The sequence below is a fragment of the Bradyrhizobium sp. AZCC 1721 genome (assembly GCF_036924715.1).
In the GTDB taxonomy this organism is placed as follows: domain Bacteria; phylum Pseudomonadota; class Alphaproteobacteria; order Rhizobiales; family Xanthobacteraceae; genus Bradyrhizobium.
In genome coordinates this window covers 2,009,704-2,034,117 of record NZ_JAZHSB010000001.1, presented here as the reverse complement: position 1 = coordinate 2,034,117, position 24,414 = coordinate 2,009,704, and the positions used below count along the sequence as shown (strand labels likewise).

Sequence of the window (24,414 nt, the reverse complement as noted above, 5' to 3'; positions counted from 1 at the left end):
CGGATAGTCGGCCGGTAACGGCAGCTTCGAACCGGCGTCGTCCGGCAGATCGAGATGAACTATCACAGTGCCGCGAGAGGCGTCGGAGTTCGCCGCCGCGCAGGCCCTTACGTACACCTCATCGATATCGGAACCTTCGATTGTGATCGGCGCGAACGGAACGACCGCGACCGGATCGCCGGTGCCTATCGCCATTGGGTATCGACCGCGTGCGCCGTTGCCGTGTTCGGCTTTCTCGCGCGCGATACCGTGCGCCAGGCGATCGTCCGCGCTGAGCGATTGACCACCGAACTGATCAGAACTGTCGACGGGCTGTTCGCGTCCTTCCCGCTCAATGAAGAGAACAAGGCGCAGCGCGCTCGCGCAGTTGATCAGCGCGCGCGTGTGGTGGCGGAATGGCTGGAGGCGCAGGCGGCGCGCGACAGTAATGGCGCTAACGAAGCATGGCGCCTGAAGCCGTGCCCGTCGCTGATGTTCGTCAATAGCGCCGGCGAACTCGACCAAAAGCACGACCAGGACCTGCGCGATACCTGTGTCATGCTGCTCGACCGCGCCGGCTGCGACCTGTTGACGATCTGCGACATCACGGGGCACTCGTACCGAAGCGCGCAGACCATCGTGAAGCACTACCGCGCCCGCAATGCCGATCGCGCCGATGCCGGCATCGACCGGCTCGAATTGCAGGTGCGCAAGGAAGGGATGAAGGGCTGATCGCCGACCGGCCGAAATCTCATCTCGGCGGCGGCTTGCAGCCGTGCAAGATGCTGTGGTGCTTGGCGTAGCAGTATTCGGTACCTTCTGCGATGACGTGACGAACGCCATCTCGTCGATCGCCTTACTGAGCGCCGCCAACGCCTTGCCACGATCCCAGATGCGGCGCTCTGAGCGTAATTCCAAAGCCGGCTCGAGCACGTGGTCCAAGCACACTGGAAGGCGCGCGACTCCCCGCTTCTTGCTCCCGGGTACCGACAAGAACCTTAAGAGACCTTCGTTAACCCGTCGCACGGCGTGCGACGTGCGATCACAAAACGCGTCGCACGAGACCCGTTTTGTTCTCGTCTTATCCACCGTGATCTTTGCGGTAAGCGCTTGATCTACTACGTGAAAGGCTTGGTGGGCGCACCAGGGCTCGAACCTGGGACCCGCTGATTAAGAGTTCAAAACCAACGCTTCGCTGCGATTTCTGAATCTGCTCGTCGCTACGACGACCCTTCGGAAGTTCTTTGTTTTATAGGGTTTTGTCGGATAGCTTCGCTGTAGGTCGAACCCAAACATCCAAACATCCCGGTTCGCCAAAACCGTTTGAAAACCGTTTTAGTCGACTGGCTCCCTCCAATGAACGACATTCGCGTTCCCCTGAGTGATAAGAGCATCGCTCAGTTACCCACCCCGAAGGACGGCTGGTATCTAGCCCGCGACACCGAGCTGAAGGGCTTCTTCGTGGTCGTTGGGAAGAGGAAAAGAACCTTCACCGTCCAAGGCGATCTTCGGCAGGGAGGTAAGCGGGCGTCTTCGATCAGAGTATCTATCGGCGACACGCGCGAGTTGACGACCCGAGCGGCGCGCGCGATCGCGAAGGAATATCTGGCTCAGATCAGCAGGGGACAGCACCCGAAGACGGCAAAGCAAGACGGAGACACCGACCCTGGCAAGGTTGGGAACGAGACGAATACGGACGTCGCGACGGTTACCCCTTAGGCAAGCGTGGCAGCGATTTCTGGAAGCCCACCTGATCCGGAAGGGCGCAGTGAAAAGACTATAAGTGGTTATCGCGACCACGTAGAACGTCTCTTTGCGGTCTGGCTTGATACTTCATTAGGCGAACTCGCGATGGACCCTGCTCGCGTTGCCAAGAAGCACGACGATATTACGAAGGAGAACGGTCCCTATATTGCGAATGGCTGTATGCGAACGCTGCGCGCAGTTTACAATCATGCTCGCAAGACCAACAGATCACTGCCCCGCGACAATCCAGCAGACGCCGTCGACTGGAATGAGGAGAAGCGCCGAGATACCGGTATGGGCGTCAGCGACTTGACCGAATGGTTCCGGGAGTTGGCTGCCCTCGAAAATCCGGTCCGCCGTGAATTTCATCTGCTCACGCTGCTCTGTGGTTCTCGGACTACCGCGTTACAGCAAGTAAAGCTAAGTCACATCGATTTTCGCCGCCGAACTCTGCACATCGAAAAGCCGAAGGGTGGCAAGAAGCGAGCTTTCGACATCCCCCTCTCCCACGAAATGATTCAGTGTCTCATCCGGGCAATCCGCTTCGGCAGGCAAATGTATCCGTTGCAGGCGCAGAAATGGGTTTTTCCCGGCGACAGTGAGTCGGGGCATCTTGCTGAAACAAAGGAAGATCGCGATACCCTCTCGAAGTGGGGTAACGATCTTCGTCAAACATTCCGCACCATTGCAACGGCTGCTGGGGTCTCGGAATTCGACGCGAAACTCCTAATGAACCATTCAATTCCAGGCGTGAATGCCGGCTACGTTACTCGCCACAAACTACTTGGGGACCACCTGCGCAGCCAGCAGCAAGCGATCAGCGCCGCTGTGTTCTCCGCTATCGGTAAAACGCTCACGGAAGACCCCGCTTTGCGAGATTGGCTCGGCCGGGGCGCAAGCCGGCGTGTAACTCGCGGGCTTCAAGTGAAACCAGGCGATCTGGGTGAGGATGACCACAGAATTCGGCGTGCAGCCTGAATGCACTCGCAGGCCGGAGAGCATAGTTGCTCGGCGCCACGGGCAGCATAGCGACTCTTCGAATCCGAAAAGGCTGAATTCAAATCCTGGAGGCGCAACCACCGATACCGACATTCGATTCAAGTCGCAATCTGACCGAGGGCGCGCCCCTTGCGTCCCGAACGTAAGTAGTTATTGAAAAGATCAGCAATAACAATGGCGTTTGACCGAGCTTGACCACTTTTATCGCTGTTTGTTCATGGGGTATCGGTGGTCAACCGGTGGTCGGGCGATTCTTTCAAAACCAGAGTAGCGGATTTCTACTCCGTGGGTTGCAGGTTCGAATTCCTGCTGGGATCGCCAAAGTTTTCAACGCTTTACGCGTTCTGTTCCTTCGTTTTCCGTCTCATCTTGTCTTGAAGAAAACTCTTTAGTTTCAGGCTTTTCCGTTTAGTCCCGCCTTGTCGATGATACACGGATCGTACACGGCGCTTCGTGCTTTGTTCTCAAAGTCCGCTTGACGTGCCGCGAGCATGTCCCGCAGCATAGCATCCCGGGTTGCACAATTTTGTGGGCCTTCAAATGGTCTGGGTCATAATCGGCTGCACGATCCTGATTATCGTCTGTTTGGGCGGCGGGAAACGGCTGGCGGGGAACTTGCTCGTGGCGGCGATTTTTCTTGGAACCGCTCTGCTGCTCTTCAATTTCACTGGCCCGGCGCCGTAGCAGCGTTGCGCGACGGAAATGGCGCGGCTCGAGGAATAAGCAGTTGTGCAGGGCCGGGCCCTGGGCGAAGTCGAAGGCGCGCTGCAAGAAAAAGCCCGGCCATGAGACCGGGCGGCATTCTTGGTCGCAATCGGTTCAGCGGATTCGCCCTCCGATCCGGGACGGGTGAGATGGTCGTCGCGCAACAGGCGTGCGAGGTAGGTCTGCAAACTCTGACGAATGGTAGTCTCTTCCTTCCGGCGTGGTGATGTGAATGTCGTAGCACCCAGTTTGCGACATTTCGCGAGCCTTCTTCAGCGCAGCCTCAGGGGTCTTCCTCCGATGTAGGATTTCGCCGTCCTTGCACTTCGCCTTTATGGAGAAACTCATTTCTTCTTTTTCTTGTTCTTTTTGTTCTTCTTCATGACTTCGGCCTGAGCTCTGAAGGCCTGGGCCAAAGATTTCATTTGATCAGCCACAAACTCATCAGCCACGTTCGCCGCCGCGCGTTCTGCGGTGACTGCCTGATGGCGGATTGCTTAGGCCATCTTCACAAAGGCTTAATTGCCAACCTTGCGCGGGGTTCCAAGCGGCAATGGAACCCTTGCGGTTCGGGGCTCTGCCGCGCCCTACGGTTCTATCGGGCCTCAACGGCTGGCGTATTTTTCGATCTCTGCATTCAATGAATGGCGGCGTTCTTCGCTTCCGCAAACTGATTGTTGATTAGAAACGTGCCCACCTCGTGGAGGTAACCGGCAAAGTGCTCGCCATCGTCACTTAACCGCATGACCTCTGGCGGAGGAGTGGGTAGCCCAGCGCCCTGCGCCCGATTTAGTAAGGCTTGCAGGTCCGGCATGCGGTCACTTATGCACGTCGGCCACCGTTGGTTGATCTGGCCAGCCCGGTCCACAATGAAGCCTGAAAATTCCCTCAAGTCGTATCCCAGCAGTGCAAGCTCCGCTTCCCTTTCGGCACTTCTGCTGCGAAACAACGCATCAACCCAGAGACCGATTGCCAATCCGATCAGGAAAGTCAAAGCTGGATAGAAGAACCAGTATTCCGTGATTGTAGCAGCTTTGGCGAGCGCCCGCTGGAGACCCTTTGAGGGGTCGTCGAGATACCCGGTTCGGTCCGCCCATTTTTCAATGGCTTTGGCAATCAATATACCGACGCCGAGAGACCCGAGTATCCATAGGCTTGCCCTCCTTGCGCCAGATCGCCAATTCATCGGACACTCCGCTGCACCGAGGTTAGCTGAACGTCGATAAGTGGCAAGCCAGCCTGAACCGGCGGTCCCCTCTCGTGCTACTCCGCCAAAGCCAGCCATCGCATCCTGACCGATGAAAAAGCCCGGCAGGCCGGGCCGAATTCCTTGTTCGTAATCCCGGCCGGATCAGGCTTCCCGTTCCGGCAGTTTCGCGAGCGACGATCTCACCAAATACAACTACGTGCAAAAGCTGCTGTATGCCGGCATCATCGTCGTCGGTATCCTCATTGTGCTGTCGGGACTGGCAATCTGGAAGCCGGTGCCACCGCACCCTCTCGCCTTTGCGCGAGGGTTCGGAGATGTTCTCCAGCAGCAAGCCACGAGCGCGTTTTGCCCTCGCCCACCTGCCCCTCCGGCCATTTGTGGCCGTCACATCGTGGGTTACGGCTGCTCTATAAGGGCGCACAGTCCGGCCATTGTGGTGACATTCAAGAACTCAATCGCGGCGGCGTCCGCCGCGCGCCATGTTTGGATTACCTCGCGCTCGCCTTCGATCTATTGCGGATCGCGCCCTACGCCGATCCCGAAAAGGCTGCGCGCCGCTGGCGCCTGCATTTGAAGGGTCAGGGCTCCTTCCGTAGTTCTCCGGCCGTGAACATAGTTCCGCCTTCTCGGTTGCGTTAAAAACGCCGGTACAGTCTGGGGTCAGTTGGTAAAAATGACGACGTGACGTGCAGTTGCATGCTCATCCACGCTTCGTAGGCTCAAAACCGTCCCGTCGAATGTTAGTTCGTCGTAGCGCAGATGCGCGGATCGCTCTCAGGCGGGTGCCATTGCATTTGACACGGAGCACCAAATGGTTTCGCTGGACAACAAGTTCGCGGAAGGGCAGATCGAGAGCTGTCTTTCGAACCTGCTAAGCGAAGCGGGAGTGAGTCCTTCGGCCCCGCCGACCACCATGAAGACGTCTCGCGCCCCGCGGGCAACGAGTCATCGATCGGCGAGTCGGCGCTATGTGGTTTTCGTCGGCTCTCTGGTGGCAGCATCCATTGGTGGCGCTGCTTGGTGGTTGTCCTCCTCCGCTCATACAGCGATGATAGCCCCCTCGGACCCAGCACCTCTGACACAGGCCGCGCCGGGAGCCGTCGTGCCTAAAGACGCCGCGCCGACTGCCGTCGCCCTGTCTTCCGACTTGGCGCAGCAACTCCAACCGATGACGCGCGATCTCGCTGCCTTGAGGCAAGCGGTCGAACAGCTCAATGTGAGGCAAGAACAATTGGTCCGCGACAATGAAAATATCGCGAGCCAACTCAAGGCTAGCCAGGAAGAAATGGCACTCAACAACAGTATCATCGAGCAGATCAAAGCGACCCAGATCCAGATGGCGCGCGAAAGCCAGACGCTCACCGAGCGGCTCAACGCAAGCGAGGAACAACTCGCCCGCGTCATCGCCAACGCTTCAGAGCCAACGGTGATGCCTGCAGAGCCAAAGGTGAGCCCCGAACAGCCAAGGGTAATGCCCGAGATACCACTGCCGCGTCCGCGGCAGTCGGCCAATGTCGCCCAGGCGCAAAAGCCGTCGCCAACCCCGGCCCGGCCGCAAGCCAATAAACCGCAATCGCCATTGGCATGGCCGTGGTCAGTGCGCTAATGCCGTCTACCTTGCTTCCTGCGACGTGATGAGAGGTAGCGCTAGCATTGTAGCTCGTCGCATGACATCGGCATCTCCCATCGAGCGCGTGATTGCGCCGGCAGATGCAGAGCGAGTCGCGGCCGCTCGAAGGCAGAGGAGTGTCAATCTACCGGCTTGTGGTAGAGAGAGGCCCGGAGGCGCGACCTGGCAGGGGCTCGAGCACTGGCTCAGGCGAGGAGCCGTCGTACAATGGCCGTGCGCACGAGCCAGCGATTGTGCTTAATAACTGCGCCGGTCAGCGGGTCTACGGTTTCTTGAGTGGGACAGCCTCATCGAATTCCCGCTTGGGCTTCGACCAACCCCAGTAGCCGCCCTTCCCTGCCCGAACATGAGCGGCCCGGCGCGCTCGCGTCGATGCTATCCAGGACTGCCAGCGGGGGCGCGTAGAGCGAATAACGTGATCCCGACCGTCTTCCAATTAGGCGGCTCGGCGCGCGACGTTCCCGGACGACACACGCCGGGCTCCTCACCACTGAGGGTCATCCCCTAAAATGGCTAATTCAAGCTGGGTTCGATTCTTGGCAGAATTTGGCACTTGCCGCGAACAGAAGATCCTGCTGGGGGCGCCCTTTCCAGACATATGAACACAGACTGTCGCGAACGAGAAGGAATAGCGTGGTGGGGCCGGTGTTGTGTTGGCGTAATCGGCGTTGTGTGGGCGTAAGAGGTGCAACATGGAACAGCCATTTGAAGTGCGTATGCACAGCCTTCTCCAAATCTCGACCGATCTTCACAACCGCATGGCTGAAATTCAGAAACTCAGAGAGATGGTACGATCAGCGGAGGCCGCAGGGCCCGGCCAAGAGCCGACCCGTCCAGCAATCGTCGCGCCGGTGAGCTGTTCGCACTTCGCGAACTGATGCAGGATGCCCGGCTATTCCATTCCCTCAAGCTCGCGAACATCCCATAGCGAAACCGCCAGGATGATGAGCGATGGCGTCCACGCGAGCATGGCTCCAAATGCTATGGCTTGCAAAGTGGTCATGGATCGTTCCCCAAATTCCAACCCGCGACCATTGGAGTTGACAGCTCAAATCTTGACTTGTCGATGCCGATATTCAGGCATTTATGCGATCCGAACAGTTTTCCACCAGGCGCCACTCTCCTGCTAATGGTGTGCGATGCAGCGGGAACAGAAGATTACTCTCGGCGAGATGCGCGAGTCCGGCGTGTTCGGCGTCGTCCTGCAGTGACTACCATTGCAGCCACTTCACTCGCCTGCCCGCCGACCGCTGGCCTGATCATGTGCGGCTCTCTGATATCGAACCTCAGTTCGTCTGTCAGGTTTGCGGCAAGGGGCGCCGACGTCAGGCCAGACTTCCAGAGTGCCCGCAAGCAGGCCAAAGCAATAAGCGTGCTATGAAGGTTCCAGAATTAACCCCCGCAGCGAACATCAAGCTTAACGCTCGAGTTTCATTGCGGCCGATCAAAACAGGTCTAGCGTGGCCGCGGGTCGCGCAGAGATGGCGATAGCCCCGCTGCGCACTGCGCGATTAGGGGCCGCCCCGCGCCCTCGTGGCGGCCCCGCCCCCATTTTGAAAAAGTCTTTTCCGTGCCCTGGTCCGCCTCGTGTGAGGATCGATCCTATACCGCTTCCGAATGGCCGCCGGCTCCTCACCTTGCGGGATGCTGCCAGCTACATCATGGAGCTGCCGAAGGCCGAGCACTCGGCGACGGAATGGCAAGCCGCCATGGAGGCGCTGATCCTCGTTGCAGAGAGAGGCGGCCCCACGATGTTGGCCCGGATCGGCGTCATGCGGGCGATGAACCGTCACGTCGAACGGGTCATTAATCCCGATCGCAAAAGTCACGATTGGGGCAAGCGTAAGCTGAAGAGGGATCAATGGCCGTTTTTCTCTACGTCAACACCAGCAAGCAGGTCGGCGACCTTGAGCACATCAAGGTGTTCGCCAATGTGGATGCCGCGGAAAAAATGGTTTGAGGAAAACGACCCCGAGGGCGTCGCGTTTGCGTATGAGGTTCTGGAATGAACCGCATTGGCCGCAGCCAATGGGGGCTTTCTAATTGAGCCACTAACCGGGAACAAAGCCCGGTCGGGAAAATTAAGCAGTTTGCTATGAAGGAAACTTTACGGCCCCAGCGCGCGCGGCGCCGGGGTCGTTTTTTGGGGTGGCGGCGCGCCTCTATCTATTGCCCCGGGGTGCACATTCACCCTCATCGGCCCCAGCGTTTCTTCCCCGAGGCGCTGGGGCCGTTTCACTCCGAAAACGAAAAGCCCGGCAACCGGCCGGGCGATCCGCAATATCCGTGATCTTACTTCGGTGGTTGTTGCCCGGCTGGTGGCGTCGTTGGCGCCGGTGTCTCACCCCCGAACCAGCCGCCAGTCCAACCTATCAGCCCAAGAACAACGATAACGGCCGCGACAACACCGGCAATGATCCGATTGTCGATGTCCCGTTGCCTCCATGTTTGCTGGCTGCATCCACGATAACGCATCATGCAGAAGTCGTTCCGAGTAAGGCGTGCAAGGTTTTAACTGACTTGACGGCTTGCGCTTGGCGCGGCTGCCGTGATCAGCTCGATCGGAAGATAAGGCCGGCCAGCGTGAACCGGCGGGAGCTTGGATCCGAGCAGAGCAAAGGAACGATATTCCCGGCGCCAATGTTAAGCCGTGCACTTAAGACAACGAGGAGCCGCCATGATGATCCGCTTTGCTTGCTTTGGGGCCTTCTGGGTCCCAGTCATCTTGAATCGCCCACACGTGCACGACCTTGCCACCTGGTAGTTTAGCACTGCCAAGCGGAATGGCTTGGCCGGCCGGACAATGCCCGGTCTCTTCTTCGAACTCACGCTGCGCAGCCGAACGCGTGGACTCGCCAGGTGCGATCAGGCCTTTCGGAATGGTCCAGGCACCCTGATCCTTACGGCTCCAAAACGGACCGCCCGGGTGCCCGAGCAAGACTTGAACGTCCTTGTCCTTTTGGCGGAACAGCAAGAGGCCTGCACTGTGTATTTTGGAAGAGGCACGGACAGCCATCGACGCAAACCGTGGGAAACTGGAACATTCGCATTCGCTAGGGTCAACTCCCGACCAGGCGCGATTTCCCGTCTATAAAAAGCCCACTTGGTGAACCGACCAATCATGGGTTGAGGCCTGCGCGCGCCCTCCAAGCAGCATCATGACTCACCCCGTAAGGTGGGCCGGTGACAATGCGGGAACCCTCTGCTCCACGACACGCACCTTGAACCGTACTCGAACGGATACACCGGCGGAGTCTGGCGTGCAGAGGCGTTGATGGTACAATCGCATCAAGCGGAGGCCTGTGACGTAACCATGCCGATTGATCCCATCGAACTTTCACGCGAACTCATTGCCTTCAATACAATCAACCCGCCAGGTAATGAGCTAAGTTGCATTCGTCACTTGGAAAGAATCCTTGCTGGCGCTGGATTGGAAACCTCGCTCCATACCTTCGCTCCAGACCGCGCAAATTTGATCGCAAGAATTGGCGGGGTCGGCAGCAAGCCTCCGCTGTGCTTCACCGGTCATGTCGATACGGTTCCGCTTGGAAATGCGCCATGGACCGTCGATGCGTTTGCCGGCGAGATCATTGACGGGAAGATGTATGGCCGCGGCTCGACGGATATGAAATGCGGCGTAGCAGCTTTCGTCGCGGCCATCGGTAACATGACCGAGCAGTTAGAAGGCACCAGCGGCGCGCTTCTCGTTATCACCGCGGGAGAAGAAATCGGCTGCGAGGGCGCATTCCATCTCGCGCGCGCTGGTAATCTCGGACGTGCGGGCGCAATCGTCGTGGCGGAGCCCACCTCAAATGCAGCCCTGGTCGGACACAAGGGCGCGCTCTGGCTCCGATTGATCCTCAAGGGCATCACCGCCCATGGATCGATGCCTCATCTCGGCGTCAACGCCGCCTACAAAGCCGCGCGCGTGCTCACGGCTCTGGAAACTTTTCAGTTCAACGTAGCGCCACATCCTTATCTGGGATCGCCGACGCTCAATGTCGGCACCGTTCACGCCGGCCTCAATGTCAATTCTGTGCCCGATCGCGCGGAAATCGGTATCGATATCCGTAGCATTCCAGGACTGGATCACTCACGCATTCAGGAGCATTTGAAGGCGGAGCTTGGAGACGACATTTCGCTGGAGCCCACGGTCGACGTCGGCGCTGTCTGGACCGATCCGTCCTCGCCTTGGATAGAGGACGTGTACGAGATCGTCCGTGGTGTCACTGGTGAAGACGCCGGCTCCGAACCCCGAACGGCGCCCTATTTTATGGACGCTTCAGCCTTGACCCCCGCCTTCGGCAATCCTCCGACCGTCATCTTAGGCCCAGGCGAAGCAGCGAAGGCTCATCAAACAGATGAATATTGTTCGGTTCAACGCATTCGCGACGCGGCGGATATCTACTCGCGGCTTGCTGCACGATGGTCCGGAAGGTCCGACTAGGCAGAGAGCCGCCGCGGACACTTCCAATTTTCCGCCCATTAATGGACTGAAAGGCTCGGCAAATATTCTAGGACCTTCGTTTACAATTCTGCGAGGGGCTTACGACAAACGAAGCGATGTTTCGCGGTACGATGCAACGATCCTAGACGGAACGGGCTCCCGATCAAAGACGTCCCGCCTCACGCGTCCCGGAGTCGGCTTTATTTCCGGCGCGCGGTACCGCAAATTGTCTCTTACTCACACTTGCCGCAATACGCAAATCAGATGTTATGACATAAGCCGGCCAATGGCCGAGACGACGACTGAGACTGCGCCTGGTTTTGCCTCAACAGCAGACATCGCACTGCGTGATAGCCACTTCCAGTTTGGCCACAAGGCGACATTCAGACGGCCTAACCAGGTTCGCTTTTTCCCTAGAAGCAGACATCACGGTTGCCATAGCCCGCGTCCTCCAAGAGTCGATGCAGATATTCAGGCTGGCCTTATCGGTCGCAAGCAACGAACGGCCGCTTTGCGCCAAAAGCGGAAGTCATGGGACGTCACTCCGGAAGTCCGGAGGTACGCTCGTAGAGCCGGCTGACGAGATGGAACAGGAGCCGCCGGATTGTGCGAAGGGAAGATAGCCCAGCTCGTCGAGGCTGAACGTGAACGGAAGCCGGGCCTTCTGTTCACGGTGAATTCAGTTTCGTCGGCTAACGTGATCTCACGGCCACCAGAGGTGGCCGGTTTCCAGCCCCTAAGCTGAAAGGATACCACATGCTCAAGAATATATCTGTTCCGGTTCTTGTTGCATCGCTCCTCGCCGGATCTGCCGCAATTGCTGCCGGTAGCGCCGTAGCTCACGATACCAAGTCTTCTGTGGACGCAAAGGCGCAGGCGGCAGTAGACCAGCCGGTCGCGCTGGGTAACTCCGAGATGTCGGCCGCCAAGAAGGCCGCGAAGAAGACGAAGAAGACCAAGAAGACAAAGAAGGAGATGTAGGTCCTCGCGCTTGCGGGAGGTGCGCGATGACGCGGCTGAAGCGGCATCGCGCACCGCGTCGGCAATGGGTTTGTCACGCCAGAGCCCTGCCCGGCGCCGCACCGCTGAAGCCGATCCCGCTTAATCCGCAACGGGACAGGGCTGGACCGCCGAAAAGGGGCAAGCCGACAGCACCAAAGTTGTTTAGGCCGCGAAATCTACCGACAGGAAAGCCTAGAGAGTCGCCACCCGCTTTTCGAGCGCGGCGACTGTCGCCACGTCCGCTTCGGGGTCATTGGCGGACATCGCGGCTTAGGCCGGGAATGTCCGGTTCACACGGATAGTGTTGAAAAAGTCTTTTGGGGTGACGACCAAAATTTTTCAGGACCGCTGATGCCTTTCGCACGCAGCGATATGAGGGACCACATCGTTTCACACAAAAAACGACCACGGAGCTTCGTATGGGCGCTACGCAGTATTGCAGTGGCGGAGCCGGTTAAAAATCAGCTTTTGCGAGATTTTCGGCGTCGTTCAATTTTCGACTTTTGCAACACTATCCACGTGTAACGGACATCGCCGGTTAGGCTCAAGATGTCCGGTAAGTGCCAGGGCGGTGATGCTGGCCGCGGTTTTGCAAACATGTGAACTCGTTCACAGCCACTTGCGCTCTTCCGGTACATAACGTGGCTGCGGAGGGCACACGCTATGACCCAACCTGCAAAGCGCATACCCACATGGCTGACGATTGACGTGCTGGTGATCGTCATATCGCTGGCAATTATCGGCATCGGGATCGGGATGGCTCCCTAGCCACGAACCTGAACCGGATCGGTTCTGACAGCTACCCAGTACTACCCAAATTGGTACATCCGGACTGCCGGCTTTCCGAACGATTCAGTTTTCATAATATCGCAAATTAGAGGAGCTCTCTTGTGTGCGCGCTCCGGCGAGAAACCGCGTTGGCTCAATCCAGCCCCCTGTACCGCAGCCAAGGGCATGTATCTCGTCGGGGCGCGCAAGCAAGAATTGCCCGGCGCAACCCTCCTCGGGAACGCTGTGGATGTGACCTGGAAGCGGAACGGCGGTGAACATGCGTGGTCGTTTTTACGGATTAGTCGAGTGTTTGATCTATCAAGCACCAAACGCCGCTGCCCGGGTTGCATCGGCTGCGAACAGGCCGCTGCCCAACGCGACGGGCGGCCAAAAAACGCCTCGACGGACACGGGGCTTTCCGATGTGGACATTTCTTACGATCAATCCCCGCGCTGGCAGAAACTCGCGGCGGTACCCGAGGAAATTTTCGAGCGCGAAGTGCAGTAAAAACTCACAACGACCGGCGCGCGGTGAACTCCGATCGTCAGAGATGCTGCCGGGTCGCCGGGGTTGCCTGCCGGTTAGCGCTTGATGCGTGCAAAAAGAATATTCCGGCGATCAGCGTGATTTGTAATTGACACGCCAGCCTAGCAATGGCGGCAGCGCCAAGTCCGTCTTGCTCCTGGAAGCGGACATCGGCAGCGCCGGCGGCCATGTCGGCTTTGGGTCAGAAGCTGCCCTGCCCGCCAAGTCATATTGACCCAAGGCGGATATGCCCTTCAATATCTCTAGAGCGCTTGACCGCTGCCGCGGCGGACACGGTAAAACGCCGCGGACCTGCTTGCCACTCGCGCGCCTTTACGGCACGCGAGTGCCATGGGTGGCGCGCGGAAGCGTTTCGAGCAACTCCGGCTCGTCAGCTGCACTGATGTCGTAGCTGTCGATGATCGTCATTCAGTAGACTTGCGGCCACGGGCCAGCACTGCGGCAATGGGAATTGCAAGGTGGTCGTTTCGGCGGAAGCGTTCGGCCTGACCCGCGATGTCATTTATCATCGCGGCCAGCGCCGATGGCTCTTGCGCCGTGATCAGTGCCGCCATCCGCACGGTACCGACTGAAAGTGCTGCAACCAGCCCATCGGCACTTGGCAAGAGCCATTCAGCGCGAACTACCTCAGCAGAGCAGTCTATAAAATCGGTTGCTTCGAGGGCGCGCAGGCATTGCTCGGGCCGGTTCAGTGCGCCCGGCGGTGGAGCATCCGTGGCCGACCGGTTGCCGTGCCGAGCCACCGCGTCGAACACGAGAGACCAGGCAATGTTCTCATCGGGTGCAGCCCATACCGTAAAGGCTATGCGGGCACCGGGTTTCAGCACGCGCCTGCACTCAGCAAGTGCGACCTGCGGCCGTGGTACGTGGTGCATACCAAAACCAGATACGGCAGCATGGAACATACCGTCGGGATACGGCATGTCTTCTGCGTCCCCTTCAGTCACAACGATTTCAGGATGCATGTTCCGTGCAACGCCGACCATCGCTGCAGAAAAATCCAGTCCTTGTGCGGTCGCGCCACGTGCCGCGGCGGCCGCCGCGAGATGGCCAGGCCCACACGCAACGTCGAGCACATGCTGGCCCGGCGAGAATTCGGCGGCTTCAAGCAACGGCCCGACGAAGGGCGCCGTCGCATGTGCGAAGCTATCACCGTAGCTTGCAGCAGCGCGTTGCCACCCAGCATGTTCGAAGGCGCGGATTGCTTCGGGATCAAAGCTCATTACGAAGCTCTTTCCTGGCAAAGGTCGGCCACCGGGACATTCAAGCATGTTTATTCGATTGCATCCAGGCAAGGACGACCTCAGTATTCGAACCTTCAATCCTGCGTGCGTATTCTGGCTACCGACGTTCTGCGGCCCATCGAGCGCTTTCTTAGGCCGATGAAAAGGACAAAGCGGCTATCATTTAAGAATGACGAGCGAGTGCCTTCGTACGTCTGGAATGGCCCCTTTGAGACGTGCCTCCGGACTCTAAACATGTCTGCTTTTTGAGGTAGACCGGAAGTGGCCTGCGCGCCGTCAGAACGACGCGGCTGACCCACAACGGAAGTCTCGTGGCCAAAAGGTCTCGTTGACTCGGAACGGCAATCCACAAGGAGGCGAAAATGTCGAGCGATCGTAGAGAGTTCATGAAACTCGCCGGTGCCACGGCGGCAGTGGTGGGCACGGCATGGGCTGCGACACCGGCCGCCGCCCAGATGAGCGGGCAGTTCAAGTCTATCAAGGCGTTGGCATTTGATGCCTACGGCACACTGTTCGACGTCTTCTCAGTTACGGCGTTGTGCGAGCAGTTGTTCCCTGGCAAGGGCAACCAGCTGGCGCAAATCTGGCGGTTCAAGCAGTTGCAATACAGCCTAATGCGCAGCCTCATGGGCCGCCATCGCGACTTCTGGGGCCTGACCGAGGACGGGTTGGTCTGGGCGAGCAAGAATCTCCAGCTCGACCTGACGGCCGACAAGAAGAAACAGCTGATGGATGCTTATTTGAGCCTCGCGGCCTTCCCGGACGTGAAGCCGGGCCTCGATGCACTGAAGAAACAGGGGATCAAGCTTGCGATCCTGTCCAACGGTGAGCCCAGAATGCTCGAGGCGGCCGCGAAAAGCGCAGGCATCCGCGATCTGCTCGACGACATCATCAGCGTCGAGGAGGTGAAGATCTTCAAGGTCAGCCCGCGCGTCTACAACCTCGCGCCCGAGCGCATGAAGGTAAGCAACCCCGAGCTCGGCTTCGTCTCGGCGAATAACTGGGACGCTGTCGCCGCCGCGTCGGCCGGACTGCGGACATTTTGGATTCAGCGCAGTACCGTCGAGGTTCCCGAGGAATTGGGATTCCAGGTTGATACAATCGTCAAGGCGATCACCGATCTAGCGCCGCTGCTGCGCGGCTGAGCACTGGTAGGCCATCGCTCAAGAGGACTATAGGGCCCGTACTCAACGAGCGGTTCTAGAGATCGGCCGTGCTAACGGAGAGTGCCGAATGCCCGGGTTTGGCCCAACCCGGACCCACGCCCCGCTATTGGGGGGACAAGCGGACATCAATTCTGCCTCATCTGACCGCCTCGGTCTGCTGGCATTCCCGTTCACCCCGCGAGCCTGATCCGGCTTGCCGGTGCAACCTTCCTGATCCTTGGCGTCGTCCTGATACGGACGTAGCCGCAGAAGATGATGCGGCCGTAGTCGCTATGGCGTAACCTTGAAACGCCAGCGTCATCACACCAGCCAGCCAACGGCGCCTTGTGAGAGGTCCAGCGATGCCCGCAGATCATGATACGCGCCCTCTGGGTCGAACCGGCATCGATGTGCTGCCCTTGGGCATCGGCACGAACAAGTGGCGGCGTGCCGATCGTGGGGCCGTGTTGGAAACCTACAGGACCATTCATGATGCCGGCCCGTGCATGATCGACACGGCTGAGATCTATTTCTCGGAGCGCGTCGTGGGTGACTGCTTGCGCGCCGGTCCCACCCGCGCGGTGATAGCATCAAAATTCCTTCCCTTTCCGGGCCGAACCTCTCCGCGACGCCTGATGAGCGCGCTTGACGGTTCGCTCGCGCGCTTGGGCCTCAAGACAATCGATCTCTACTATGTCCATTATCCGCTGCCCTTCATCGACGCGGGAGTGTTCGCCGAAGGCCTCGTCGAAGCGGTGAAGTCCGGCAAGGCACGCGCGGTCGGCGTGGCAAATTTCAATGCGGACCAGATGCGCCGCATCGCCGATCACCTCGCAAGGGCAGGCGTGCCGCTCGCCGCCAATCAGGTCAACTACAGCCTGCTCCGACGAGCAGCGGAAACGAATGGCGTGCTCGAAGCCTGCCGTGAGCTCGATGTGGCACTGGTGGCGTATTTTCCCCTTGCGTCCGGCCGCCTCACGCAGCCGTCGGACAGCATGGGCACGAAAGCGCTGCTGACGTGTCTCGCCGATATTGCCCGCGCGCACGACGCCAGCATCGGCCAGGTCGCCCTGAACTGGCTGTTGGCGCGCGACAGTCACGTGATCCCCATCCCCGGCGCGACCAAGCCTCATCACGCCAGGACCAATCTCGATGCACTCGGTTGGCGCTTGAGTGAGACCGAATTCGACGCGATCGACCGAGCCTCAGCAAAGAGTGGAACATGAATCCGGCGCACATCAAACCCCTCATCCCCATCTCTGACCTCGACAAGATCGACGTCCGCGTCGGGACCACTCTCGCTGTCGAGGACGTGGCACATTCGGAGAGGCTCGTACGGCTGCGTGTCGATTTCGGCGACCACGCGCGCTCGATTCTCGTCGGCATGAAAAAGTAGTGGCCATATCCAAAGGTGTAGATCGGTGTCTGGTTTGCCCCTTTTGGCGTCCAATATTGACCCCACTATGGATCGATTAACTGACTGAGGCCGCGTCCGAAAAAGATTGCCGCGACCGGGGTCAAGGTTGGACGCCGAAAGGCGTCAATGTTCGGAGCCGGAACACAATCCAGCTTTGGGGCATCGCTTTCGCCTATCGTTTCCTTTTGCGCCTGGCGCTGCTTGATGCCAGCCTGACGGATTGGGGCGCCGCGCACCTCATCATCGTACTTGCCAGCCTCGCTACCCCACGCGTGCCAGCCGTGGCGCGTCTCACGCGAGAAGATGTCGGCGCGCCGCCAACCCGGCGTGCGATCCGCGATCATCTGATAAAGCTCATCCGGCTTGCGGCTGTGCTGGCGCGCGATGCCGTCAAAGATCGATGGAAACGTGATCAGTGGCGGCTTTCCGATGGTGCCGATCAGGACCTGCTCGTGCATTGATCGCGTCCAAAATCCGCAACCCATACGCAGCTTCCCGCGCCTCGTGACCTTGCGCCAGACGATGTTACTTTTATACCTGACACGCCACGCTTCAAGGCAGGCGAGCGCGTCCGGCAGCATAGGTATGGTGGCCCAACACATCACGATGGCGTCATCCTGGCAGAGATCGCGGACAGGAAGCGCCTTGATCGCGTCGAGCGGCATCACGGTGTAATGTGCCTGAGCAGACTTGCCTTGTCCGGCACGCGAGTAGGTTTGAAATTCCCACGGCGGATCAATCAGCACGAGCCGGAATGAACGCGGCAACAACGGCTCGAAAAACCAGGGAGTGATCGGCACGGTACACCTCACGATCCTGCCCCAACGAAATATCCACGCTGGCCACATCGCTCGGCCGAAGACCGGCAGCTCGCAATGCGAATGCTCCTGTCAACGCCTGTGAGCGCCTGTCCCGCCTGGCAGCTTTATCGCGCCCGGCTTGTCGTTGTCCGCAAGGTAAATGACATCGCGTTCCTTGAACACGGCCGCGATCTCTTGGGTCCAGACGGCGGCGACACCATGTTGCCGCGCATCGGCACCAATTCGAGTTCGTCGTCAATCTGAAGACGGCCAAGGCGCTCGGGATTGAACTGCCGCGGGCACTCCTCGCCATCGCCGACGAGGTGATCGAATGACCGCTTGTGGCCCCAAGCCGACCAACTTCGTCGCTTGCGGCTGGTCTGGTATTGAGGGCAGTCCCGACTTCGCATCAGCGATCCTTCGACCGCAGCTTGTGACCCTCAACGGACATCGAAAGTGGTCGGGAGCGGCCAAAGAGTTTGAAATTTGGACGGGGTTGGCGGTCCTGGAACGACGCCGAGACCGTCAAATCTGATGTTCGTAATCGGGTATTAGATTAGTTTCTGCCAACGAAAGCTCATACAGATAGAACGCCTCTACCCAAATTGAGCGCTTTGCAATCTGCTTCGAGCTAAGGCCGGCTGAACGGATCAGGCGATCCATCAAAGCGAGGTTGCTGTCTGATGAAAGTAGGAGATACATTCTTCCATTCGGGTGCAACCTCTGAGCGGACTGCTTGAACAGAGGCAAGATATCCCGGTAACCAGGACCAGCATGCCAAGCTCGGTCAGCATCGTCGCGTGGCTCACCCGAGAAAGATGGTGGGCTAGAGATGATGATATCAAACTTGCGCTCCGCCGGTATGGCGGAAAACAGATCGGATTGAAACGCTCTTACTTCCTCAAAACCATTCTTTGCTGCGTTTAAGTTGGCAGCCTTGACGGCCGCGGGATTTATGTCCAAGGCAATGACCGACTTAGCGCCCGCCTTGGCTGCCGACAGTGAGAGTATTCCAGAGCCGGTGCCGATTTCTACGACGTTTTTTCCCTGTAAGTCTAACGATTGCAGAAATCGCGCGAAAAATGCGCTGGTCAGGAAGATCTTCGGATGGAAGACCGATGGCAACACCGCGAGATCAAGTCCTTCGACGTGGGTCGTGGTTGACTGTTTACGGGTAAGAATGAAGTGATAGGAGAAGAAGTGCACCAGTGTGCGATAAACGGCCCGTGCTGGGCTTAACGAGTCGTCTCGTTCGATGGTCTTCTCACCAACATTCAAGTGTCACCTGAACTTTCTCCGCCCCTTAGTAAAGAATCAAACCGGATGAATGTTCCTCAACGTTGCGAAGCCACTGACGCTGAACTCGGTTCGGAGAGGAGGACTGATGTCGTACTCGGCTAACTTTTCAAACGATGGCAACGCGCCGCGGACTACGTTGATCGCATCCTCAAAGGGGCGCGTCCGGCGGAGCTTCCCGTCCAGCAAGCGACGGACGTTACCCTGAATATCAACCTCAAGACCGCTAGGCTCTCGGCCTCGACATTCCAATGACACTGCTCGCCCGCGCCGACGAGGTGATCGAATAGCGACAATAACTGCTGCGGTGCACGAGTCCGTTCCTGGCACCTTTGAGACATGCCGAAGCAGGCGCTGGATGTCTGTTTATCGGTGTCGACCGACGCGATTGACCCACAACGGACATCGTCGCGGCGAAGTCATGACCAGCGGAAGTTTGAGCGGTTGCTAGTTCCGTGAGACAGCCTCTCCACGGCTTGAGATTATGCCGTGTTGTTCGCGTGAAAAGCCGAAAACTTGTCGTCCATCATCGCAAGTTCGTTACACCCGCTCGACATAAACCATCTGCGAGGTGTTCGCGATACTTCGACTCAAGGTAGGGCGTTGTAACTTCGAATTGCCGCCGCGGGTCCTTCGGCTGGCGGGAGATAAACTCACGCACTAAGGGCTGTGCTTCCTCTACGCGTCCAAGTTGGCCTAGGCTCGCGATGAGCGCTCTCAGGGCGAGATAGGGACGTCGTGCACGGACCGCGAGTTCGCCGTAATGCACAACCTCGTCGTAGTTCTCCTGATGGTAATGAGCCAATGCGACGAAGCTCAGGAAGCTTCCGGACTGAGGATCGTTCGGGTTCAGGCGGAGGCTGTGTAGCAACGAATCTAGTGCTTCCGTGAAGTGCCCAATATAGACGCGAACCAAACCAAGCGAGAAAAAGCCCAATGCGAAATTTGGATTGAGGTCAATCGAACGTTGCGCCTCGCCAAGCGCCTGGGCATGAAGTTGCTTCAGCAGGCTTGCCCAGCAAAAGGCATAGTGGCTGTAAGGGTCGCGGTCATCGAGCGAGACCGCACGCGCCGCAGCTGCATAGATGTCAGACACGTCCCCCGCAATGTCGCTGCTCCACCCATACCAAATCCGGGCGTTCAGCGTGCGGGCAAGCGTCATGTGGGCCTGGGCAAGGGTCGGATCGAGCGTTATCGCCTGGCGTATGAGAGCGACGGCTTGCTCGTGCTCTTCAGGTGCGAGCTGCGAAAAATGCCACATCGCGCGCATACAGCAGTCGAAGGCGTCCAAATTGCCGACGCTCTTCCGGAAGGCTCTTTGCCCCTCGATCAGCAGCATCTCGGGTTCAATTGCGCCGACCACGCTCTGGGTGATTTCGTCCTGTATCGCGAAGATGTCAGCCATATCGCGGTCGAACCGCTCAGCCCAGAGGTGATTGCCGGTTTCTGCTTCGATTAGCTGCCCTGTAATCCGTACGCGCTGACCAGCCCGTCGTACGCTGCGTTCAAGGATGTATCGCACGCCAAGCTCGCGAGCGACCTGTTTCACGTCAACAGCTCGCCCTTTGTAGACAAACGTCGATTGCCGAGCGATGACGAAGAAGCACCGATGATGAGACAGAGCGGTAATGATGTCTTCAGTGATGCCGTCCGCGAAATACTCCTGTTCGGGATCTCCGCTCATGTTTGAGAATGGGAGCACTGCAATAGACGGCTTGTCTGGAAGTGCCAGCGCACCGCCCAACACGCCGGTCGCAACCGGATGCTCAGGTTGCCAACCCACGGAATAGACCGAGACGGGACGGGTGATATTCTTTAGCGAGCGTTGCCCAAGCGGCGTGGGCGCAAATTTCAGCTTACCCTCGATCTGATCACGCACCGCACCTGAGATACAAATTCCGCCTGGTTCGGCCACTCCTTCCAGTCGCGCAGCCACATTCACGCCATTGCCGAGCAGGTTATCGCCATCCGCCATCACGTCGCCAATATTGATGCCAATGCGAAACTCCATCCTTCGGTCCTGAGGAAGATCGGCATTGTGGCGATCAAGCGAGCGCTGGATCGCCACGGCGGCCCGCACGGCCTGCACTGCACTGCTGAATTCGGCAATCACGCTGTCTCCGGCGGTTCCGAAAATCCGGCCCGCATGTTCTGCTATGAGATCGGAAATCGTGCGACGATACCCGTCTAAAGTCCGCAGGGTCACCTCTTCGTCCGTCGACATCAGGCGGCTGTAGCCGGCAACATCCGCTGCCATAATTGCAGCCAAACGCCTTGTGATCGGTGGGTCGTCCATTGTCGTCCCGCCCAATATCCTAGCTCCCCAGTCTAGCAGATGCGGACGCGCGGGGTAAGCTGCGCTCTCTGGAGACGATCACCTTGGCTCATCTGCACAGTTTGTTGCCGGCCTGTGCCGACCAGGTGAACCAGATCGAGTTCATGTCCGATAATGGCCCTTTGCGTCGTTCGCTGCGCTGCACGCCAATGACCGCAATTGAGGGCGAACCGGACTTCAAGAAGGCATCGCGCAGCGGAACCCACCAACGAATCATGATCGATCTTCGTTCGTTCAACGAGCGCCTCGCCAAAAAGAGGAGCTACTAACGAAACGGTCCGCCTGACATTGCGGCCAGCTCTTGATACGCGTGCCGGACCTGCTCGTGAGGAAGCGGTACGCCTTGCGATCGGAAAGGGACAAATCGGGTGCGACAGAATGCGAGACTAGCGTGACTTCTCAGTGGCAGTATCAGGTTAGGTTCGATGTAAACGATTCCGCTACGGCGGAATCGGTACGCCGAAAACTCCGTGTTCCGGCACTGGCGCCGCTGTTCGATATCCTCGCCGAGCATCGCGCTGCGCTGAAATGCCAGTTCGACGCCTTTGCGGAGTATGTCGCCGCAGCAGAAGAGCACCGCGTCGAAAACTATCCGCTCTACCAGTGGACGAAGGCGACGATCGAAAATCCGGCGAAGAAGGAAAAGTATTTGAGATCCTTTACAGTCTACGTGGACGACCGGGAGGTCTATGCCAAGGAGATTGCTGACGCGCTGGAGGCGGACTTGCAGCCGCTCGCCACTAGCGGGCTCATCACTCGAATATCCAAGCACGATACCAACCCCGCCAACAATCCTCAGCCGCCGCAGGGCCCCCGCGAGCGGAGCTAGCCCATCCGCGAGAGCGAACTGAATGCCGGCTCCTGGCACTTTTCGGAAGTGGTGGTCCCAATGCGTGATGTCCGCAGTTGGGGGAAGACTGGAAGTAGTTTGCGGCAGGGCAAACCGACGCGAATGAGCCAGAGCCGACATGGAGCAACCCGCGCACCGACCTCCGCACGCAGGCATGATAAAAACTCTGACGGCGGGGGTGAAGCGGGCAAAAGAAGTTTTCTCGTGAATTGTACGGTTATACGCGTGAGCAGCAAAAAGGCCCGGCACACATTACGTTGCCGAGCCATTCCTTTTGCCTCGAATATAGAGCTTACTTCTTCTTAGTCGTCGTGGAAGAACCGGTCGTTGTCTGATGGCCCGGCGCGTATTCAGAGGCACCCGGTCCGGCAGATTTCGCTCCGATCTTCTTGGCGGCCTTCATCTTGTGGCCCGGTGTATATTCCGAAGCGCCCGGACCCGTGGACGGCTTGCCGGTTTCCTGTGCTTTCTGCATCTGCTGGCCGGGAGCGCTCTTCGTGGTCGCCGACTGCGCGAACGCAGACGAAGCGAACAGTATGGTGCCGGCGACGATCAAGAATTTCTTTAACACGTGATTTCTCCTCCATTGGTGGATGAGCGCAGTCAACGTTTCAAGCACTCCACACGTTCCAGTAAACGGGGAATAGTTTCCTGAACAGCCGTTCAGATAGGCGTCGAAGCCATATGCGAGATCCGGTTGGGCGCGCCGGCGCGATGGTCCGCGACAAGTAATGATTGCCGCCCCCAGTCATCCACGCCATCGCGGCGGTCGTATCGAGCCTGGATGGAGCGGCGTAGCGACAAAGACGTGATTGACTAGCGCGCCCAACTTCCGATGTTGGCCCACCGCTTCAGTTGACGCATTGCAGCGACATGTCCGGAGTCCGGGGTAGACCGGAAGTCCCGAAGTTAGGGGCGGACCGACGTGAATGACCCTAAGGCGACCTTGGCAGCGCGCTTCCGATGGCGCCTAGATGCGAACCTCAGATGTGAGGAGCGGGGCAACTGATCGTGTTGACGGCGGTACTCGGGTTGTCGCCTGACCACACCGCTACTATTTAAGGTGGGTGAATACTTGCCTCGGCGCGCGCTTTGGAATCTGGAGCCTCGTTGATGCATCATGGTCTGATGCTTGGCATTGCCGTACTCGCGACGCTTATCGCCCCAGGCACAAGAAATTGTGCGGACGCTAGATCTCTGGCGGAGGTGCGGCAGACCGGTATCCTACGCCTCTGCGCCAACCCATCCGCACTTCCTTATTCGAACCTCACCGATAGAGGCGGTCTTGCCGGATTCGAAGTCGAACTCGCGGAAGCGTTGGCGCACGAGATGGGATTTGAGCTCGGTGTGACCTGGGTTCGAAACGCCGGTGATATTAAGAACTCGGATTGCGATATCTTGATGGACGTCGTCGCCTCCGCTGCAAGCTACGATCGGGAGGGACTTACCGGGCCGCTGACAACCCATCTACCTCTTCGCTATTCGAAACCTTACGCAGACAGCGGTGTTGTCCTCGTCATTTCAACTCGATCTTCGGTTCGTCGGCTTGAGGATTTGCACGGTCAGAAGATTGGCGTCATGGTTGGCACCGTCGAGCACGAGTGGCTGGCCAAACACGGCTTCCGCTTTTCGGTCTTCGCCTCTCAAGAAGACATAATTGCCGCGATCGAGGCAGGCGAAATCGAAGTCGGCGCCACAAACCCCGTGATTGTCGGCTGGTATCGGCACGAACATCCCAGCACGGCAGTAAGGATACCCGACGGATACGAGCCAGAACCGACACTGCGCTGGAGTGTTTCAGTCGGGCTTCGCCGAGCGGACGATGCGCTGCTTGGAGCCGTGGATGCTGCGGTGTCACGAGTTGTCGAGCAGCGGATACCAGCGCAGATCTACGCGAAGTATGGCATTACCTATCTACCCCCTTCCAGCACAGGTCTCCAGTAAGGATGCAAAGCCTGGTGCGACTGACACTACGACCGCTGATCTACCCTCACGGTGCCAAGCAAGGCTAGATGCATGAATGTTAAGGCGTCTGCTCACGGACAGGAGGCCGCACTGTACTACTGAACAATTCTTCCGCTCATGGCCCTTTGCGGAATAGCTCTTAAGCCGTTGTCACGTCGGCTGCCAGAGGTAAACCGGACTTCGGTTTACGCTCGCCTCCAAAGCCGCTTATGACCCATAAGGACTTTCGACCTGCCAGCGTCAACTCGGTATTCGGGTGCGCTTGCACACTCTAGTTTACCCCTTCCATCGAGCGTAGAGTGCACATCCAGTAGAGAGGGAGGGCAT

At 58.5% G+C, this 24,414-nt stretch carries 19 protein-coding genes and 2 pseudogenes; 14 read left to right on the top strand and 7 right to left on the bottom strand.

Annotation, left to right across the window (positions count from 1 at the left end; all coding sequences use genetic code 11):
* The first annotated feature begins 54 nt into the window (after positions 1–54).
* Both V1273_RS09855 and V1273_RS09845 read left to right on the top strand, forming a co-directional pair.
* Positions 55–711 carry a hypothetical protein gene (locus V1273_RS09855; RefSeq protein ID WP_334409431.1) on the top strand — a complete coding sequence of 219 codons (657 nt, stop codon included), beginning with the start codon at positions 55–57 and terminating at the stop codon, positions 709–711.
* A gap of 624 nt (positions 712–1,335) precedes the next feature.
* A pseudogene (locus V1273_RS09845) lies at positions 1,336–2,703 on the top strand (tyrosine-type recombinase/integrase).
* A gap of 1,363 nt (positions 2,704–4,066) precedes the next feature.
* Here V1273_RS09845 and V1273_RS09840 read toward each other — a convergent pair.
* Positions 4,067–4,549: a hypothetical protein gene (locus V1273_RS09840; protein WP_334409429.1), complete on the bottom strand. Its 483-nt coding sequence runs from the start codon at positions 4,547–4,549 to the stop codon at positions 4,067–4,069.
* Positions 4,550–4,811: 262 nt separating this feature from the next.
* Between V1273_RS09840 and V1273_RS09835 the strand changes: the two are divergent.
* Positions 4,812–4,916, top strand: a pseudogene (locus V1273_RS09835) (cytochrome b/b6 domain-containing protein); the annotation flags it as partial.
* 534 nt (positions 4,917–5,450) lie between these two features.
* Positions 5,451–6,245, top strand: coding sequence for a hypothetical protein (locus tag V1273_RS09830; RefSeq protein ID WP_334409427.1), 795 nt, complete (start codon positions 5,451–5,453; stop codon positions 6,243–6,245).
* 2,680 nt (positions 6,246–8,925) lie between these two features.
* Here V1273_RS09830 and V1273_RS09825 read toward each other — a convergent pair.
* Positions 8,926–9,285 carry an NUDIX domain-containing protein gene (locus tag V1273_RS09825; protein WP_334367583.1) on the bottom strand — a complete coding sequence of 120 codons (360 nt, stop codon included), beginning with the start codon at positions 9,283–9,285 and terminating at the stop codon, positions 8,926–8,928.
* Between the two features lie 297 nt (positions 9,286–9,582).
* Between V1273_RS09825 and V1273_RS09820 the strand changes: the two genes are divergently transcribed.
* The 3 genes from V1273_RS09820 (at position 9,583) to V1273_RS09810 (ending at position 12,996) form a co-directional block, all read left to right on the top strand.
* Positions 9,583–10,716, top strand: coding sequence for a M20 family metallopeptidase (locus tag V1273_RS09820; protein WP_334409426.1), 1,134 nt, complete (start codon positions 9,583–9,585; stop codon positions 10,714–10,716).
* Positions 10,717–11,472: 756 nt separating this feature from the next.
* Positions 11,473–11,697, top strand: coding sequence for a hypothetical protein (locus tag V1273_RS09815; protein ID WP_334383328.1), 225 nt, complete (start codon positions 11,473–11,475; stop codon positions 11,695–11,697).
* Between the two features lie 975 nt (positions 11,698–12,672).
* On the top strand, positions 12,673–12,996 hold the full coding sequence (locus V1273_RS09810) for a hypothetical protein (RefSeq protein ID WP_334409425.1): 324 nt from the start codon (positions 12,673–12,675) through the stop codon (positions 12,994–12,996).
* A gap of 443 nt (positions 12,997–13,439) precedes the next feature.
* Here V1273_RS09810 and V1273_RS09805 read toward each other — a convergent pair whose 3' ends face one another.
* Positions 13,440–14,258, bottom strand: a complete 819-nt coding sequence (locus V1273_RS09805) for a class I SAM-dependent methyltransferase (RefSeq protein ID WP_334409423.1) — start codon at positions 14,256–14,258, stop codon at positions 13,440–13,442.
* Positions 14,259–14,641: 383 nt separating this feature from the next.
* Between V1273_RS09805 and V1273_RS09800 the strand changes: the two genes are divergently transcribed.
* The 3 genes from V1273_RS09800 to V1273_RS09790 all read left to right on the top strand — a co-directional run bounded on the left by V1273_RS09800 (position 14,642) and on the right by V1273_RS09790 (position 16,820).
* Positions 14,642–15,424, top strand: a complete 783-nt coding sequence (locus V1273_RS09800; protein WP_334383333.1) for a haloacid dehalogenase type II — start codon at positions 14,642–14,644, stop codon at positions 15,422–15,424.
* A gap of 362 nt (positions 15,425–15,786) precedes the next feature.
* The gene (locus tag V1273_RS09795) at positions 15,787–16,650 is read left to right on the top strand and encodes an aldo/keto reductase (RefSeq protein ID WP_334383334.1); all 864 of its coding nucleotides are present in this window, start codon (positions 15,787–15,789) and stop codon (positions 16,648–16,650) included.
* Positions 16,647–16,820 carry a hypothetical protein gene (locus V1273_RS09790; protein WP_334409422.1) on the top strand — a complete coding sequence of 58 codons (174 nt, stop codon included), beginning with the start codon at positions 16,647–16,649 and terminating at the stop codon, positions 16,818–16,820. The genes V1273_RS09795 and V1273_RS09790 overlap by 4 nt, the downstream gene beginning before the upstream one ends.
* A 65-nt stretch (positions 16,821–16,885) precedes the next feature.
* On the opposite strand, the gene V1273_RS09785 is transcribed toward V1273_RS09790, so the two are convergent.
* Together V1273_RS09785 and V1273_RS09780 are read right to left on the bottom strand one after the other, a co-directional pair.
* Positions 16,886–17,689: an MT-A70 family methyltransferase gene (locus tag V1273_RS09785; RefSeq protein WP_334409421.1), complete on the bottom strand. Its 804-nt coding sequence runs from the start codon at positions 17,687–17,689 to the stop codon at positions 16,886–16,888.
* A gap of 477 nt (positions 17,690–18,166) precedes the next feature.
* Positions 18,167–18,919, bottom strand: coding sequence for a 50S ribosomal protein L11 methyltransferase (locus V1273_RS09780; protein WP_334383338.1), 753 nt, complete (start codon positions 18,917–18,919; stop codon positions 18,167–18,169).
* Between the two features lie 165 nt (positions 18,920–19,084).
* On the opposite strand from V1273_RS09780, the gene V1273_RS09775 reads away from it, so the two are divergent.
* Positions 19,085–19,192 (top strand): hypothetical protein, encoded by a 108-nt coding sequence (locus V1273_RS09775; protein WP_334384295.1) that lies wholly within the window; start codon positions 19,085–19,087, stop codon positions 19,190–19,192.
* A 271-nt stretch (positions 19,193–19,463) separates the two neighbouring features.
* Here the strand turns inward: V1273_RS09775 and V1273_RS09770 are convergent, their stop codons facing one another.
* Positions 19,464–21,233, bottom strand: coding sequence for an adenylate/guanylate cyclase domain-containing protein (locus V1273_RS09770; protein WP_334409420.1), 1,770 nt, complete (start codon positions 21,231–21,233; stop codon positions 19,464–19,466).
* Positions 21,234–21,316: 83 nt separating this feature from the next.
* Between V1273_RS09770 and V1273_RS09765 the strand changes: the two genes are divergently transcribed.
* Together V1273_RS09765 and V1273_RS09760 are read left to right on the top strand one after the other, a co-directional pair.
* Positions 21,317–21,541, top strand: coding sequence for a hypothetical protein (locus V1273_RS09765; RefSeq protein ID WP_334409419.1), 225 nt, complete (start codon positions 21,317–21,319; stop codon positions 21,539–21,541).
* 122 nt (positions 21,542–21,663) lie between these two features.
* Positions 21,664–22,101, top strand: coding sequence for a hypothetical protein (locus V1273_RS09760; protein WP_334409418.1), 438 nt, complete (start codon positions 21,664–21,666; stop codon positions 22,099–22,101).
* A gap of 313 nt (positions 22,102–22,414) precedes the next feature.
* Here V1273_RS09760 and V1273_RS09755 read toward each other — a convergent pair whose 3' ends face one another.
* Positions 22,415–22,693 (bottom strand): hypothetical protein, encoded by a 279-nt coding sequence (locus V1273_RS09755; RefSeq protein WP_334409417.1) that lies wholly within the window; start codon positions 22,691–22,693, stop codon positions 22,415–22,417.
* A gap of 542 nt (positions 22,694–23,235) precedes the next feature.
* On the opposite strand from V1273_RS09755, the gene V1273_RS09750 reads away from it, so the two are divergent.
* A complete protein-coding gene (locus V1273_RS09750) occupies positions 23,236–24,066 on the top strand; it encodes a substrate-binding periplasmic protein (RefSeq protein WP_334409416.1) in 831 nt (276 codons plus the stop codon).
* The last annotated feature ends 348 nt before the right edge of the window (positions 24,067–24,414 follow it).

Excerpts from the sequence above, each read along its gene's own strand:
- V1273_RS09795 (WP_334383334.1), top strand. The coding sequence starts at position 15,787 with ATGCCCGCAGATCATGATACGCGCCCTCTGGGTCGAACCGGCATCGAT.
- V1273_RS09750 (WP_334409416.1), top strand. The coding sequence starts at position 23,236 with ATGCATCATGGTCTGATGCTTGGCATTGCCGTACTCGCGACGCTTATC.
- V1273_RS09805 (WP_334409423.1), bottom strand. The coding sequence starts at position 14,258 with ATGAGCTTTGATCCCGAAGCAATCCGCGCCTTCGAACATGCTGGGTGG.
- V1273_RS09790 (WP_334409422.1), top strand. The coding sequence starts at position 16,647 with ATGAATCCGGCGCACATCAAACCCCTCATCCCCATCTCTGACCTCGAC.
- V1273_RS09800 (WP_334383333.1), top strand. The coding sequence starts at position 14,642 with ATGTCGAGCGATCGTAGAGAGTTCATGAAACTCGCCGGTGCCACGGCG.
- V1273_RS09785 (WP_334409421.1), bottom strand. The coding sequence starts at position 17,689 with ATGTGGCCAGCGTGGATATTTCGTTGGGGCAGGATCGTGAGGTGTACC.
- V1273_RS09810 (WP_334409425.1), top strand. The coding sequence starts at position 12,673 with ATGTATCTCGTCGGGGCGCGCAAGCAAGAATTGCCCGGCGCAACCCTC.
- V1273_RS09825 (WP_334367583.1), bottom strand. The coding sequence starts at position 9,285 with ATGGCTGTCCGTGCCTCTTCCAAAATACACAGTGCAGGCCTCTTGCTG.
- V1273_RS09855 (WP_334409431.1), top strand. The coding sequence starts at position 55 with ATGAACTATCACAGTGCCGCGAGAGGCGTCGGAGTTCGCCGCCGCGCA.
- V1273_RS09830 (WP_334409427.1), top strand. The coding sequence starts at position 5,451 with ATGGTTTCGCTGGACAACAAGTTCGCGGAAGGGCAGATCGAGAGCTGT.
- V1273_RS09770 (WP_334409420.1), bottom strand. The coding sequence starts at position 21,233 with ATGGACGACCCACCGATCACAAGGCGTTTGGCTGCAATTATGGCAGCG.
- V1273_RS09815 (WP_334383328.1), top strand. The coding sequence starts at position 11,473 with ATGCTCAAGAATATATCTGTTCCGGTTCTTGTTGCATCGCTCCTCGCC.
- V1273_RS09820 (WP_334409426.1), top strand. The coding sequence starts at position 9,583 with ATGCCGATTGATCCCATCGAACTTTCACGCGAACTCATTGCCTTCAAT.